We start from the raw sequence: 15,771 nt of genomic DNA, 5'->3' as shown, positions 1-15,771 counted from the left end.
CGAGGCCCAGGCGACCCCACGGCACGTCGTTCGCTCCCAGCTCGCGGAATTGCTTTGCCTCAGCGAACGAATCTAGTCCCTCGACAGGCCAGTGGGCCTTCAGAGCGCTGTCAGGAGGCGGTGCCCAAACCGTCGACGGAAGATCGCGAAAGGTTTTACCCTGCGTGCTCGGGAGTAGCGAGTTGGGGGACGAATGACCCAGCCCCCGAAATAGAGGCAGTGTGAGGGCGTGCGTGAGACGACGAGGCCCCGCCGGGAGTCCGGCGGGGCCTCGTCGTAACTGGCCTAGGACGTCGGGCGGCATCCGATGCGGGCATCGTTGTACTCCGGATCTCCGCTTTCGAGCACACGGAGCAGGGACGCCGTGACTACACGCGTGTTACGGCCGATGCGTAGCACACGGCACGGAAACTGCCCGCTGCGGATTAGGTCGTATCCCTTCGCTCGTGAGAATCCAAGCGCCCTTGAGGCGTCCTCCACGCTCCCCGTTCCGTGCCAGGTGGCGCGGATGTGAGCAGGGCTATAGCGAGGACCCAGAGTCTCGTCGATCTTTGTGTGCATTCCGGGTTCTTTCGTCTTGGCGGCGGGTACCCCGTGCCGGGCCTATGGACGTCGCACGCGCAGGTGATCGGGGGGACCATCAATACTCCGCGCTATTGCCGGTTTGGCCAACCGGCGATTCGGGGCTATGTTGCACCGCCCGTTCGTAGAGAGCCCTCTCTGACGGCGTGACGAACGATGCAGGGGAGGAGCGGTCAGCGTCCAGGACATGACGCCATTTCTCAGCACTGCGACGAAGGGCAGCAGTCACCAGAGACGAATTGCGAGCCGCACCTGTTTCCGATGACTCTCCTCTGTGATGTGGCTGACACCTCGAAGAGGGTGGGTGAACAGCGGTTATGACGAACAGCGAGTGGTTTGTCGTCGACGGGTGAGCCGTCGCCGACATGGTTTGGGCACCGGCTGTCACGAGCGATGGTGCGTGGGGGGAGGACGCTCTGGACGACATCCATCACATGCCTACGATCGCGGGAGGCGACGAAGACTGACCTGATGCGACAGGGCCCTGGGCTGCAGGTTCGGATGCCGTTTGTGGAAAGGTCTGCAGGATCACCCGCCATCCCGGGGTCTACTGGAAGCCGGTGTTCACGGCGCTGGAGGGCTGGCTGACCTGCTGGCTGGTCAACGCCGCGCATCTGCGCAATGTGCCGGGGCACTCCGGAGGAGTCCCTATCGAACCCGGAACGGTTCAAGAAGAAATCCGCCAGGGAGGAACGCAACGCGGATTGGCGCGCCCAGTGGCCCCGTCACGTCCCCGGGGTGGGGGAGGGCGGATCGGGACTCCGGCTCCTTCGGGGCGGCCCTGTCCCGCTACCTGCTGGCCCAGGGCGTGGAAGTGTTCGACGTGAACCGTCCGGACCGGACCGACCGTCGCCGGCGCGGCAAGTCGGACCCGCTCGACGCCCAGAACGCGGCCCGGGCGGTGCTGAGCGGGCGGGCGCGTGCCCAGGCCAACTCAGTCCATGGACCGGTGCAGATCGCCCGGATGTACAAACGCGCCAAGAGTTCGGCAATCAGCACCAGATTGATGTCGATTGCGGTCCCCTGCTCCCGAGACCTTGCCCTGAGCAAGGGCTCGCGCTCACGTGCTGCTCGACGGCGGCATCGCGGTATCCACGTCGGCTCCGTGCCATGCCCCGTTCTCCCACCAGATCACCGAGACCCCGAACACGGCTTCAATGGTGGAGACCGCCCAGGGCTCGGACGGCTCAGCAGCGCAGACGAGGAAGATCCGGTCAATGGGGCGGCCGAGGGCGAAGCGGATCTCGGCGGTACGCGTGGCTGCTGCGCGGAGATCGGAGTAGGTGGGCTCCTCGGAGTGCAGCACCTCGAAGAGAAGAGTGCCGCTCTCACCGGACTGGATGATGTCCGCGATGTTTCCGTCCTCTGGGGCTCCGGTTTCCCAGAGCTGTGCCAGGAGCCGGTGACGGAGTCGTTCGTGGATGGGCTGCTGCCTGTCGGACGCCACTGCGGTCTGCAGAAAGCCCTCGAAGTTTGGGGAGGGTGCGGGAGATGAAGCGGTAGTCGATGCCGAGGACACGGTGGAAAGGGTCTCCTGGGACGTAGAGGGTGGTGCCGAGGTCGCGTCCCCGTCGATGGGCGCAGGCAACGCGGCGTGGTGGACGATGCTGAGCGACTGCGTGCAGCGCGTCAGAGCGACATACAGGCCACGCATTCCCGACTGTGTTTCACCCGCGATGGCGGTGGGCTCCACGACTACGACGTGGTCGAACTCGATGCCTTTGGCTTCGTGTGGCTGGAGGATCGGTACGGTGCTGCCGTGGATGGTGCCGAGTTCGGTGCGGAGCCTGTCTTGAAGGGTCTGATCGGCCGGGACGATGACTGCTGTGGACCGCCCGTCCCGTGCTGAGGTGAGCTCTGTGACGCGTCCGGCGACAGCTTCTATCAAGTGTTCCAGGCTGCTTGCTCCCTGCACGTGCACCGCGTGCCCGCGGGCCGGCCGGACGGATCGGGCGACGGGCACGCGGGGTGCGGCAGCCCGGGCCAGAGGTTCGACGAACTCCGCAGCCTCGGGCGGGAGCCGGAAGCCGGCCTGGAGGACCTCGACCGTCCACGCCGAGCCTCCGGTCAGCAGTCCTGCCAGCTCGCGCCAGGAGTGATACTCGTGCGGTCCAGTGGCCTGGGCCAGGTCGCCGAGGATAGTCATGGAGCCCGAAGGGCATCGGCGTGCCAGGGCTCGTGCCTCCATCGGGGTCAGGTCCTGGGCCTCGTCGACGACGATGTGGGCGTAGGTACGCCGTTGGTGCGAGCCGTTGAGCAGCCATTCCAGCTCGTCCAGGCACACAAGATCAGCGGCGGTCCACACGGCCTTGCCGGGCTTCGATCGCCGCAGCGCGGACCGCTCGTCGGCAGTGAGCAGTGTTGCTGCCGCTTCCAGCGTCTTGGGGCTGTCCAGGAGGCGCGTGTACACGTCTGTAGGGTTCAGCCGAGGCCAAACGCGTTGGATGAAGGCGGCGACCTCCTGGCTCGACAGGATGTTCTCCGGTGTGGCGCCGGGAACGGAGAGAAGGAGTTTGCCCGCCAGGCGAAGACGGAAGTTGGCCTGGCGCACGTTGAAGGGGCCGGACTCACGCAGCGCCTCGCGGGCGATGGCGAGCAGGGCATCGGCGTCGGCTTCGTAGGTGCGGCCGTTACATACGAAGCGGAAGATCGCCTCGTCGTCCTCACCGGCCGTCAGCAGCGGCGAGACGCGGGCACGGTGGGGTCGGCAGTGCGCCTCCGCGGCCCGCCGCAGCACGTCAGCCATCCGGTCGTCACCTTTGAGGAAGGCCGCCTCGGGGGAGTCGGTGCCCGTCGCGGATGTGGGACGGTCGCCGGCCAGGAGGCGGTCGAGGGTGAGGGTGGTGACGTCTCCTCCGCCGAGTGCCGGCAGGACCTGTCCGGCATAAGCGAGGAAGCCCTGGTGCGGCCCCACGACGAGGACGTCCTGGGCCGAGCAGTGCTGGTTGTCCAGGAGCCACATCACGCGGTAGAGGCCCACTGCGGTCTTGCCGGTCCCCGGGCCGCCCTGGATGACCAGAGCGCCGGGCCGTTGATGGGCCACCAGCAGCAGTTGCTCGCGCTGCACCGTGTCTACGATGTCCCGCATGGCCCCGTCGCGAGGCAGGTCCAGGTCGTCCAGGAGCAGCGCCTCCAGGGACGGAGCCGCGGCACCCTCCTCCGGGTACGCTCCGGCTGCGGAACCCGGTCCTTCCTCGGCCGGGACGTCCGACACGTCGACTTGTGCGGGTTCCTCGGTCGCCGCTCCATCGTCCAGATCGACGTCGTACTGGCGCAGTACGAGCTGGTCGAGGTAGTCGGTCACGGTCTGCGGCTTGCGGCGCTGGAAGGCCAGTTTTCGCCGCAGCAGCAGGTCGCCGGGATCTTCCTTGGTCGCCAATCGCCACTCGATGGCCTGCTGCGCAGCGGATGAGACGACCACCAGGTCGCGTTCGTCGTTCCACACAGGCTGTCGCCCGATGAGGAACGACTCGCCGCCGCGAACGCTGACCCGCATGATCACCAGCGGCTCACCGCCTCGTGCCCGGGCATTGGCTTGTCCGCCTGACGCGCCCGGTGCCGGCATTTCGTTGTGCGCGTGGTAGACGGCAGCGGTCGCCGCGTCCTGTGACTGCCGCTGCTCGAGGCACGCGTACGCGTAGTCCACGCCCCTCTGTTCCTGCGCGATGACCGCACGACGCCGGGTACCCGCCATGCACGCCGCTCCCGTCCCCCTGATCCGCACCTCAGCGAACCACTTGGCATCGATTTTGCTGAAAACCACAGCTCATCACACCTACGCCACAATTTCGATGCGTAATCGCTACATGGATGATGCGGCGGTGCCCTGAGGTGACGGGCTCGACGGCATGGCCGGGTCTGCAGCACCGAATCCACCATCGCCGCAGTCTCAACTGCTCACGAGACGGCACGGGGCTGGTTATTGCGGCAGTTGACGCACCAGATTGTCGTCTGTCACCTCGTAGAGGTCGACGCGCAGCAGACGTCTAACATGCGCCGGGACGCGCTCCGCGGCCTTGACCGAGGAGGTCGGCGCGATCAGTACGTACCGTATGTCCGGTGACTCGCTGGTCATACGGCGCAGGAGTTGCCCGTAGGCGATGTCGGCGTCGATGCATCATGAACCCATGACGCCCCCTGCCGACGCTTCAGGGCGCGGAAGGGGGCGGGTTGGTCCGGGGCGGCCTGGGCGGCCGGTGCCGGTCCCGCCCAGTCGAGGCCCAGCTGTCGGAGGGCGTTTCGCTGCTCCTGGTCGAGTTTGTCGCGACAGGTCTCGGTGATGAGCCGCCAGTTCGTGATGCCGGGCTTCTCGCGGAGTCACCTATGCTCGCGCCCAGTTGATATGACCAGTTCGTTTCAGGGGGCGGGGAGCCGCATGGCCGATGAGATCAAGTACGAGTACAAGACCCTGCAGACGGTTCGGGGGACCGACGGTTTGGTGATCTCGAAGATGCAGAAGGACGGTTGGGAGCTCGTGGAACAGCTCCCGGGCAGACTTCGCACCACCCTCAACTTCCGTCGGCCGAAGAAGCCCCTGCCGTGGCGTCTGATCGGGGCGGGTGCTGCCGTCCTCGTGGTCTTGGCCGCCATCATCGGCACCGGCGTTGCGCTCAGCGACGGCGACGAGGAGAAGGACGCGGCAGCCAGTTCGACGGCTACGAGCGAGAAGCCTTCCGCTACGCCGACCGCAGACGAGCAGACTGCCGCTGAGGTGATCACGGCGCAGAACAATCCGGAGTTCGCAGCGTTGTTGAAGGCGGACCCGTGCGACGAGGCGAACGTGAACTTCGCAACCAAGCACGAGGGGCAGGTGGTCGCCTTCGACGGGTCAATCAGGCACATGGCGTCCTACGGGGATGACCGGACCCGCTACGACTTCCTTCTCGGCCCGGGCGACAAGGGACCGCAGACGACGGACGGCCCGAACTTCAAGTACGAGGACGTCAACACCGGCAACCTGCACCTGACCGGCAAGCAGGTCCCTGCCACCGTTGCAGTTGGCGACAAGTTCCGCTTCGTCGCCGAGGTGGTTGAGTTCAACACGGTCCAGTGCGTCTTCCGCCTTGCCCCGGTCTCGACGGAGACGCGGTAGCCGAACTGGGCAGCCTCCCCGTCATGGAGGGGGAGCCTCCCCCTGAGTGGTGGACACGCTGATACTGGATCTGCTTGATCCGGAGGAAGCGAGACACCGCCGATGGCGATGAAGGACTACTCGGACGAGTTCAAGGCCGATGCCGTGGCCTTGTACGAGTCCACGCCCGGGGCGACGTACAAGAGCATCGCCGCTGACCTGGGCATCAACCGGGCCACTCTGCGTGAGTGGGTACTGCGGGACTGAGCTGACCCCGGTTTCGTGGAGTCCCTGAAGCCAGGCTTATGATCCTGGCGCGAAGGAGAACCACGAGCAGTGCCAGCACCACGTAAGTACCCGGACGAGCTCCGTGAGCGGGCTGTCCGCGAGGTCCGCACCACCGGCCGTCCGATCGCCCATGTCGCCAAGGACCTGGGCGTTCATAAGGAGGCCCTGCGCGGCTGGGTCCGCCAGGCCGAGGCGGACGCCGGGGAACGCGATGACCGGCTCACCACCGCGGAGCACGAGGAGTTGAAGCAACTTCGCAAAAGGGTAGGGGCGTTGAGGCGGGCGAACGAGATCTCAAAGCGGCGAGTGCGCTTTTTGCCCAGGGCCTCGACCGTCCCTGGACGAGGCCGATCAGGTGATCGACAGCCTGAAGGAAGACGGCTTCGGGGTCGGGCCCGTATGCCGGGTGCTCGACTGGTCCGAGTCCGCCTACCACGCCCGCAAGAAGCGGCCGAAGTCCGCGCGCCGGCTGCGGGACGAGCAGCTCATGCGGCTGATCGAGCAGGTTCACGCCGAGTCGGGCGGCACCTATGGGGCCCGGTGGATCACCCGCGCCCTGCGGCGCAAGGGCGTCGTCGTGGCCCGCTGTACCGTCGAGCGGCTGATGGGCGAGCTGGGCCTGGAGGGCGTCATCCGCGGGCAGCGGCGGCGGACCACCGTGTCGGAGCCGTCGGCGCACCGCCCGCCCGACCTGGTCGACCGCGACTTCACCGCCTCGCGGCCGGATCAGCTGTGGGTGGCGGACATGACGTATGTGCGCACCTGGTCCGGCTGGGCGTACGTGGCGTTCGTCCTGGACGTGTACTCGCGGATGATCGTCGGCTGGCAGGTCGCGAACCACATGCGGACCGAACTGCCGTTGGATGCCCTGGAGATGGCGTTGTGGAGACGCCGGATCAAGAAGGACTCCGGTCTCATTCATCACAGCGTCCGTGGGTCGCGATACGTATCAATTCGGCATACCGAGAGGCTGTCCGACATCGGGGCTTCGGCCTCGGTCGGCTTGGTCGCTCGACAGCTATGACAACGCGATGGCCGAGGCCCTGAACGGCACCTTCACAGCCGAGCTGATCGAGATGCAGGGCCCCTGGAGGGACGTCGACCAGGTCGAGCGGGCGATCTTCCAGTGGGTCACCTGGTACAACGAGGAACGACTCCACTCCGCCCTCGACTATGTACCGCTCGCCGAGTACGAACGCGACTGGTGGCGACAACAGGAAGCCGCCCCGCATTCCGCCTGAGACAAGATCACCGGACTCCACGAAACTCGGGGCAGCTCAGGGTACCCATCGCGTCGCTGACCTGCTACAAACCTGGCCACCGGTCCCGGCTGATCTACAGGCCGCGCCGGGACGACGGACGCCGCGACGGCCGCAAAAGCTTCTCCTGGCGCGACTACCGGGACCAGCTGATCGCCGCACACTAACAGCTCGGCGGCCCGATGGTGCTCATCTGGGCTCAACGTCCACAACGCCGGCGGCCTACAGGAGTTGCCGCCTCCCGGGACTGGCTGACCATCTACTACCTGCCGCCCTACGCACCCGATCTCAACCCCGTCGAAGGGATCTGGTCGCTCCTGCGGCGCGGCTGGCTCTCCAACGTCGCCTTCGGCACCCCTGAACACCTCGTCCAGCGCATCCGACGCGGCTTACGGCACATCCAGAAGCGCAGCGACCTCATAGACGGCTGCCTCGCCGAAACTGGGCTGCCCATCACACCCGCCTGAGCAACGGCACGACATCACGAGTTCAACCTCAGTAACCGGCACTGGAGGGCTCAACTTGCTGCGCAACGCCGTGATCTGCTGCGGTCGGGCTCATGGTCGGGGTGCTGGGGGCTGCCGGTGTGGTGCCGCTGCACCGTGGTGGGCAGTGGCTACGTGGGGCGTGTCCAGGCTCGGGGAGTGGCTCCAGCTGACGGTGCTGCGGGGGTCCTGGACCGGATGCCACACGGGTTTGGATGGGCCGCCTGTGACCTCACCACCTATGAAACTTGCGTAGTGATACGGGGCCGCCTGCGGGCCGTCCGAGGTGGACCACTTCGGTGGAACCGATCAGTGTCCCGACAAATGGCTTACTAGCGTGGAGTGTTGATGCCAGAATGATTTCGTGAACAGTCTCCGTCACGACCCTCGTACGTCTGTTGCACTCTCCGGCAGCGGTTGGCTGGCCAAATCGCCGCAGGGCGACCAGTTGCTTACGTACTTGGCGCCCGGCGAGCAGGTCGATCTTCTCTTCACCACGCTCCGGTACCAGGGCGCGCTGACCCGCCAGCGACTCTTCCTGTGGCGAGGCACCTTCAAGATGACACACCTGGAACTACGACGCCCTCTTCTGCTTCTTGGGCGTCACGGGAATCTTGCGGAGACGGTCGTCCTGGCTGGTCCCGAAGGTCCGATTGAACTCAAGTCCTTGTCCGCCCGTGTGGCTCGCACGCTGATAGACGCCACCTCGAAGGGAGACGGCGACGCCCCAACTATTCACATGCATGGACCGCACAGCGACGAGTCTGCGACTCCTGGAGAAGAATCGACGGGAAGCATGCGGACACGCCTTCCTCCGCCCGCGGAGCCGATGCGCGTACAAGAAAGCGGATTCCGGCCAAGAAGCATCCAGACCTGGCAGGACGCCGAACTCGCTGCCGTCGACCATATGCGCAGTATGGGCTTCTTTGATGCCCGGACGACAGCCGCTGGTGCTGACGGGGGTATTGACGTTATCGCCGACCACGCCGTCGCACAGGTAAAGCACCACAGCCAGCCGATCAGCGTCGGCCCGGTGAGAGAACTACGGGGAGTAGCGGATTTGGGCCAGCACCTACTCTTCTATTCATCTGGCGGCTACACGGACAAAGCGTGCGAATTCGCCGAAGAGAGAGACATTGCATTGTTCTCCATCTTGCCATCCGGCGATATCCTTCCGCTGAACACGACGGCCCGAAACCTGTCGGCTCGTCTAGGCGCCACGTCCGGGTGGAGCTCAGCGCCCGACACGCGCACTCTCCAGCGCGCGGCCGACCTAGCGGCCCAACGAGAGACCGTGCACAAACAGATCCGCCGCATTCTTGCACGCACGAATGAACGTCGGGCTCTGCCGTCCAACCGATACACCAAGGACACCATTAAGGCTCTGGAGACGGCACACAAGCTAGCGGAACAGGCCACGAGCCTCCTTCGCAAGTCGCAGGCGGACTTCCAAACCCACGGCATGCGGAGGAGGCTCGTGGCAATGGCCGACGAGAAGGCCCGAGAAGCGTCCCTCAAGTTGGGAATGCGCCCCTGACAGGCAGCCCCCACGCCGTCCCGCACGCGGCTGCTGCCACCTCGCCGCAGTGGTTAAGATTGAGCATACTCGCGCTTGTGCCGTCTGCTCGCAGTCTCAGTCATCCCCCCGGAGTTGGAAAGGTAAGCGGTCAGGTCTCGTCGAGTCTGGAGAGAAGCGCGCCAGCGCACAGTGCGTAGTTTCCCGCCGCCAGCAGGATGCCGACTTGGTTACTGTTGCGGTCGCCAGGCAAGCGCAGTGACAGTTTCTCCAACATCCGGCAACTGAGCCCTAGAGCAGAGACCAGGCCGTCAAGCCCCTCACCGTGCTCGGAGGCATTTTGCACCGCGGCTACTAGCATTGATTCAGCAGCTTTCCGGTGAAGATCCGGGAGGGACGCTGCGGTCGCATTTGCTATGTCCGTAATGTACTCCAACACCTCGTCCGGACGTTTACCCAAACGCTCTGCGTACTGGAACGACCATTGCAGCGTCATCGCGAAGAAAGCAAACAATATGGTCTCCTGCGCGAGCATTGAATCTTTCCCGCTCTCACGCCGCTTGCGGTACGACCGCCGAGCTATCGGTCCCATACGCATGTCAGTCATCGTCTGGTAGACGGCCCACACCTGGACCGTGAGGAGCGGAACGTTACACTCAGGCGATCCGTCCGCGGCAGCTGCCAAGACCTCCAGAGCTGCCCTGACAGCGTCTGGGTCGTGACCCGTGGCATTCCAGTCGAGGTGATACTTACGTGCAGGCCAGAGTGGATGCTCGCCTTGACAGCCGGAACACTTGCCGAACGTGTTTCCAAAGAGATTGAACACAGATCCATAGGGGCTCTTCATAAACGCTCCAGCAGTGCGCAGCAGACGAAAACGAAGAGAGCCTGTCAGACGAGCACACCCGCACGGAAGACCCGCACGGGTCCGAATCGTCTCTGGCTAGCTGGATTTAGCACATGCCGCCTCCGGCGCTGCTGGCGTTGCGTTGGTGCCGCCCGCCGTCGATCACGTGCCGCCGCAGTGAGTATCGCCCTGGAGCCGGAGAGCACGCCCAGCGGGTGCGAGGGACCCTGCCATCGGCTGGTCACTCAAGCCGGCGGAACTGGAGCCGATACGCTCCCGGTGATCATGAAGGGCGCCGATGACTGACAATATCGGGATGACCCGACCCAGAATCCGTGTCGCCGCATACGTGATCCGGCACCGCGTCGTTCCCGAGCTCCTGACGTTCGACCACATCGGTATGCCGGAAGCTGGCACCCAAGTTCCTGCGGGAGGAGTCAACCTAGGGGAAGAACTCGAAGAAGCGGTCCTTCGAGAGGTCACCGAGGAGACCGGTCTGCAGACAGCCACCGTGCTCCGGCAGATCGCCGTGGAGGACAAGCCTCACCCCGACACGGGACAGCCACGACGAACCAGCTTCTTCTACCTCCAGGTGCCCGCAGACACCCCCAATGCCTGGGAGCACCACGTCCACGGCGACGGAGACGACGCCGGTCTCATCTTCGCTTGCCGGTTCCTCCCACTTCCTCTGAAGCAGCCACTGGCAGACGGCCAGGAGGCCTGGTTGGGCCGCATCGACCCGCGCTGGACCACCGTTACCGGCGACAGTCAGAAATCAGTCGCCGAACACGCACGCCGCATACGCGACACCTCAACATGCGAGCTCACCAGTCTCAACCCCCATCTACGAGGAGGACCCGGCATGGGAGGGCGCGCAGCGCGCGTCGGGCGCGTCGGGGACCCGTTCCGGTCTGCCTGACGCCAGGAATGGGGTCCGAAGTCGTCGGGCATGTAGCTGCCGGAGCCGTAGAAGCTATCCGAGCCGCGAGAGGGGGGACGGAGCGGAGCCGGAAGTGGTGCTCCGCCAGGTGTACCGGGTCACCTGGTCCCACCACGTGCTGAACTCCATGTGCTCGCCCAGGTCACATCACTCGCGCTCGACGTCGGCGCACGCGTCGGAGTCCCAGACGAACCGGGGCTTGGGGCGCATGGAGCGGTGGAGATTCACGAGTTTCTCCTCCAGCTCGTACGCGGGTCATCTGTGGCGACGCAAGCTCACGGGGCAACTCGGAGGAGATCCGGATGTGCCCCTCACTTGCCTCGTTCGTGCCGACGGACGTAGGTCGTTCCGGCGGGCAGGACATTGCTGCCGACGAGACGGGTGAGGTCGTAGTCGCGTCGGAAGGCATCGACTGCTTCCGGGGACGCATCACCGTCGATCTTCCTCAGGTGCCCCCGAACGCCGTGTCTGCCGAGCAGGTGTTCCGGGAGTCCTCCTTCGCTCTCTGGCTCGTCGTGATGCGGCCGTGGCGCTGATGGGGTCCAGCACAGCAGGTTTACCTTGGGTTCGCCGGCGCGCGGTGGATACCTGAGGTGTCCGATGCGATTCCGGCTGCCCTGGACCTTGGTCAGTCGACCGCTGCCGAGAAGGTCCTGGATGGCCCCCTCCACCGCCTGCACCGTCGTTTTCTGACGGCGTGCCATGACGTCGTTCAGGACGTTTCGGACCAGGTCTTCCTGGGTCAGGAGTGCTCGGCCATGTTCATCGAGGTAGCCGAGCCCTCGCAGTGTGCGTATCACCAACTGCCGCTGGGACAGGCCGTCCAAAGCGGTGACGCCGAGGCCGTCTCGGGTGAGTACCTGAAGGTCGTACTCGTGGGTGAGCCAGTTCCCGTCCGCACCGATCGGGAGCTTCAACGCCTTGGTAGCGAATTTCAGCTCCCAGCTGCCCCGACGCCACGTACAGTGCAGGAGCGTCCCGGGGCCGAGGTTGCTCGGCCAGGAGACATTGGACAGGCGCCGGCCCCTCGGGGTGGTCTGCAATTGGACTCGCTGCTGCCCGGGGATGGTCCTCAGCGCGAGGCCGTCGTGGTGGACACGCAGCTTGATCTTGTCTGCGAACTGCGTCAGGTCGTCGAACACGCCGCCGACATGCCCGGGCATCGGCACCCAGCCTTCGGAGAGGTGCTGTGCTGTCACTGGTTGGGACCAGGTGATCTGATCCTCCTTGACGTTCAGGCCGTAGGGCTGTCCGAGGTCCGCGTCGGCGCCGAGCAGTATCGTCGGGTCTGAGGCATGGACCTCGGCAGTCGTGGCTGTCTTGTTGTTCTTGGCCGTGGGCAGGGGCGGGAGGACAGCCCGCGCGGAACGGCCGGCTGCCTTTCGTTCCGGCTTCCATCGGGAGCCGGTGTGCGCTACGCGGACCTCGGCTGTCGCCCCGGCGAGGCCGGCCAGCCGTTGACGGGCGACAGAGGACACTTTCCGGTAGGTCCTGTCCATGGGTAGACGGCCGGACCTCAGGACCAGTCCAACGGCACGAACGGCGAGTGGCTCGCCGCTTGCGATGAACAGCGGCCCTCCGGAAGCCAGGACTGTCACGGCTTCGACTATGGCCAGGATCTCAGCGTCGATGTGCGAGCTGGCGTTGATTTGGCGGCTGCCCTTGCGGCCGTCGTCGCACACCCACGCCACGCCCGCTGCCTCGCAGTCTGCCCGGTAGACGCCAGAGGCCACCACCAGCCGCTCGTCCGGTTCAGGTGACAGCGTCCGCGATGGCTCGGCCTGGGCTTTGGCACCGCCCGATACTGGTGGAGTTCTGGCGGTCCGCTTTGGCTCCGACAGGATGGCCACGACCGACGGAACACACTGATGACAGGATTCTCTGCTTATGTGCCCAGTCCGCTGGCTATGAGTGGCTGCAGCGGCTTGGACGCGCTGCCACAGTCCCGGTTCGCGGCCGGTGGCCCAGGCGATGGCCTTGGGCACACAAGCGTGCCAGGCTTGTTGGTACGGAGTCGACGGCATGGTGCCGGACTCGTCGAACTGCGCTTTGAAGTCCCGGTACAGCATGAGCGCCTCGGCGTTGCGCTCCACCACTCGAGCGAGAGCCGTAGTGGCGCGGCGCAGCTCCGTCACGGCCTGTTGGACCTGATGACGATCGGCTCTTGCACGGAGCAGTCGCCTGGCCTCCTGGAATGCCTCTTGGACGACGGCGCTGCGAACTTCGGTCGCCCTGCGGGATGCTGCGACCCTGCGCTCCACCACGGCGGGGTGCATCATGCTGAGGTGCGGCGAGTCCGCGTCCTGGAGAGCTTCCTGGAGAAAATCTTCTGTCGGAATGGTGCGCAAACGGCTTGCGCGGGGCGGCAGGGAGTTCTTTACCCAACCGTTGTCCGCGGCCCAGCGCCACAGGTCCTGAGACGGCGGCGTGAACGCCGCGAGGCCGAGACCGTTCTCCTGGCCCATCGCTGCAAGCTCCTGTCCGACAGCCGGGCCGCACACTTGGGCGAAGACGCGATGCGCCAGGGACAGCCTCAAAGGCCGCGGCTCTCCAGCATCCACATGCGGAAGCGGCGTACTACTCAGTTTCCGGAGCGAGCGGAGCCTGGCTTCGAGCACGCGACGCTCGTCCCGGTTCTGCTTACCCAGGATCCCGACGAGTTCGGCCCCACGGGCTTCGGCCTGAAGGTACGCCAGTGCTCCCTGGCGCAGCGCCCGCAGTTCCGGATGACGCAGCGCTCTTCCCTCCTGCCACGTCACCTGGCTGGCCGCGAGCCTCGACAGGGCGTTCCGCAAGCGCTCACGGTCGGTGCGAAATACCTCGACCAATGCCTCGACAGTGTCGTCCGCCCCCATCATTCGCTGCGAGCCCCTCCGCGAGCAGTCCAAGATCTCTCCGGTGACGTGCATCGTACGGGGGAGAATCCCAGCCGGGTAGGGCGAAATCCCTGTTGACCTGCTACTTCCCTTACTGCTGGAGACGCTCAGCACTGAGCTTGCTCCGCTTTTGGTGCTCAGCAGAGGAAACCGCCCTGGCCCAGGGCGCGGACGCGAACTGGGCTGCCCCGGCCGTCCGTCGCTGGACCACGGCGAGTTCCTCCATCACTTCCAGCGGGTGCAGGCGATCAGGAATCGGATCACTCACTTCGACGAGGACCTGCTGCCGCCGGGGGATATGCGGGAGCTGATGTCCTTCGCCCGGCGGTTACGGGACTGCGTACGGTGAGCATCGGTCGGGATCCGGTCGTCAGGGCCGACGCTCCTTGCGATCGCGCATGTCAAGCGATGCAGGCCCCTGACGGCACTCCAACCGCAGCGATAGGGTGAACCTCCGGTGAAAGTGTGACGTGCCCGGACAGCCCGGCACGAGAGGGTGACGCAGAAGACATGAGTGAGGTGCCCACGCACATCGGCCGGTACACGGTCGAGCGCGAGCTGGGCGCGGGGGGCATGGGGCAGGTCTATCTGGCCTACTCACCCGGTGGTGACCCGGTCGCCGTGAAGGTGATCAGGAACGACAGGCTCGACCAGGCGACCAGAGCGCGCTTCGAGAAAGAGGCTCTGATCGCCCGGACGGTCGTCGGGACCAACAGGGTGGCCCGTTTCCTCGACGCCGACCCGTATGCAGACCAGCCGTGGATGGCCGTCGAGTACGTGCCCGGCCGGACCGTCCAAGAGCAGGTGGAGCACGCCGGAACCCTGCCGGTGCCGCTGGTCGCCAGCCTCGGCGCGCTGCTTGCCGAGGGCCTGGAGGCGGTGCATGCCGTCGATCTGCTGCACCGCGACCTCAAGCCGCAGAACGTCATGCTCGGCGAGTACGGCCCGATCCTGATCGACTTCGGGCTCGGCGCGTTCATGGACGCGGGCAAGGACACGCTCACCCAGGAAGGCATGATCGTCGGCACGGTGCGCTGCATGCCGCCGGAGCAGGCGCTCGGCCGTTCCCGGGTGAAGGCCCCGGCCGACGTGTACGGCCTGGGCACGGCCCTGCTGTACGCGGCGACCGGCCACTACCCGTACGAGGGCAACGGCTGGCCGGCGATCGTCGCCCAGGTGACCGACGAGACCCACCCGCCGGACCTCTCCGGGCTGCCCGGGGCGCTCACCCCGCTGGTCACGGCGATGCTCTCCCACGCTCCGGAGGACCGGCCCACGCTCGACGAGGTCACCGGTCAGTGCGTGGCGCTGATAAAGGCCGCGGGCCTTACACCGGTCGAGGCGCGGCACGCCCTGATCGACGTCTCGGCCCTGCCCGGCGGAAAGACCGAGGAGCACGGCCGGACGGGGCCTTCGCCGACGGTGTGGGAACGCATCGTCGCTCAGTACGGTGACGCGCCCGATGTGCACACCCTGGTCGTGGATGAGGAAGGTCACGATAGCCCGCTGGACCGTCCTGCCCGCCCCGACCTGGCCGAGGACGAGGGCGAGGGTGAGGAGCAGCTGCCGCCTCTGGCCCCGGCGGGAGCGCAGAGCCCTGACGCCGAACCCGTCGTCGCACAGCCGGGCAAGGACCGGGACGACGGTGAGCGGACGACGTCCCGCCCCACGGACCGGACACCGCCTGAGCCTCCCCGCAGGCCCGGCCGGAAGCCAGCCTCGCAGAAGGTGGCCGAGGACCTGAGGGCCAGGTACGCGATGCAACCGGCCTTGTGAACGGGAAGCGAGCGGACGGCACCGGCGTGCCGTCCGAGTCGTGCGCCAGGCAGACGGGGCAGACAGCGACAAGGTGACAGGCGCCGCCGCGTCACGGCCCGTGGCGGGCGAGAAGTGTCTGGAAAGAAACG

Annotated in this window: 10 protein-coding genes and 3 pseudogenes; 9 read left to right on the top strand and 4 right to left on the bottom strand. The window is 66.0% G+C overall.

The window, feature by feature from the left end:
• Window positions 1-285: 285 nt before the first annotated feature.
• A complete protein-coding gene (locus ACIP4X_RS30050) occupies window positions 286-561 on the bottom strand; it encodes a helix-turn-helix domain-containing protein (protein WP_391455188.1) in 276 nt (91 codons plus the stop codon).
• Window positions 562-1,642: 1,081 nt separating this feature from the next.
• Complete coding sequence (locus ACIP4X_RS30045; protein ID WP_391455186.1) at window positions 1,643-4,276, bottom strand: UvrD-helicase domain-containing protein; 2,634 nt, start codon at window positions 4,274-4,276, stop codon at window positions 1,643-1,645.
• A 681-nt stretch (window positions 4,277-4,957) separates the two neighbouring features.
• Here ACIP4X_RS30045 and ACIP4X_RS30040 point away from each other — a divergent pair.
• The 7 genes and pseudogenes from ACIP4X_RS30040 (at window position 4,958) to ACIP4X_RS30010 (ending at window position 9,222) form a co-directional block, all read left to right on the top strand.
• A complete protein-coding gene (locus ACIP4X_RS30040; protein WP_391455182.1) occupies window positions 4,958-5,674 on the top strand; it encodes a DUF4839 domain-containing protein in 717 nt (238 codons plus the stop codon).
• Between the two features lie 102 nt (window positions 5,675-5,776).
• Window positions 5,777-5,908: pseudogene (locus tag ACIP4X_RS30035) on the top strand (transposase); the annotation flags it as partial.
• A gap of 81 nt (window positions 5,909-5,989) precedes the next feature.
• A pseudogene (locus ACIP4X_RS30030) lies at window positions 5,990-6,169 on the top strand (transposase); the annotation flags it as partial.
• A 127-nt stretch (window positions 6,170-6,296) separates the two neighbouring features.
• A complete protein-coding gene (locus ACIP4X_RS30025) occupies window positions 6,297-6,965 on the top strand; it encodes an IS3 family transposase (RefSeq protein WP_391455180.1) in 669 nt (222 codons plus the stop codon).
• Between the two features lie 7 nt (window positions 6,966-6,972).
• Window positions 6,973-7,182 carry an integrase core domain-containing protein gene (locus ACIP4X_RS30020; protein ID WP_391455178.1) on the top strand — a complete coding sequence of 70 codons (210 nt, stop codon included), beginning with the start codon at window positions 6,973-6,975 and terminating at the stop codon, window positions 7,180-7,182.
• Window positions 7,179-7,667 (top strand): annotated as a pseudogene (locus tag ACIP4X_RS30015) (transposase). Before ACIP4X_RS30020 ends, ACIP4X_RS30015 begins: the two are co-directional and overlap by 4 nt.
• Window positions 7,668-8,049: 382 nt before the next feature.
• Entirely contained in the window at window positions 8,050-9,222 is a 1,173-nt protein-coding gene (locus ACIP4X_RS30010) for a restriction endonuclease (protein WP_391455176.1), read from the top strand.
• Between the two features lie 130 nt (window positions 9,223-9,352).
• Here the strand turns inward: ACIP4X_RS30010 and ACIP4X_RS30005 are convergent, their stop codons facing one another.
• Window positions 9,353-9,736 (bottom strand): hypothetical protein, encoded by a 384-nt coding sequence (locus ACIP4X_RS30005; RefSeq protein WP_391455174.1) that lies wholly within the window; start codon window positions 9,734-9,736, stop codon window positions 9,353-9,355.
• A 610-nt stretch (window positions 9,737-10,346) separates the two neighbouring features.
• Here ACIP4X_RS30005 and ACIP4X_RS30000 point away from each other — a divergent pair.
• Window positions 10,347-10,967 carry an NUDIX domain-containing protein gene (locus tag ACIP4X_RS30000; RefSeq protein ID WP_391455172.1) on the top strand — a complete coding sequence of 207 codons (621 nt, stop codon included), beginning with the start codon at window positions 10,347-10,349 and terminating at the stop codon, window positions 10,965-10,967.
• A gap of 332 nt (window positions 10,968-11,299) precedes the next feature.
• Here ACIP4X_RS30000 and ACIP4X_RS29995 read toward each other — a convergent pair whose 3' ends face one another.
• Window positions 11,300-13,846, bottom strand: a complete 2,547-nt coding sequence (locus tag ACIP4X_RS29995; protein WP_391455170.1) for a hypothetical protein — start codon at window positions 13,844-13,846, stop codon at window positions 11,300-11,302.
• Between the two features lie 528 nt (window positions 13,847-14,374).
• On the opposite strand from ACIP4X_RS29995, the gene ACIP4X_RS29990 reads away from it, so the two are divergent.
• Entirely contained in the window at window positions 14,375-15,640 is a 1,266-nt protein-coding gene (locus tag ACIP4X_RS29990) for a protein kinase domain-containing protein (protein WP_391455168.1), read from the top strand.
• The last annotated feature ends 131 nt before the right edge of the window (window positions 15,641-15,771 follow it).

The sequence above is a fragment of the Streptomyces sp. NPDC088817 genome, from assembly GCF_044750345.1.
GTDB lineage: Bacteria > Actinomycetota > Actinomycetes > Streptomycetales > Streptomycetaceae > Streptomyces.
The sequence above is the reverse complement of the archived record's forward strand: the minus strand, read 5'-3'. Positions and strand labels throughout refer to the sequence as shown.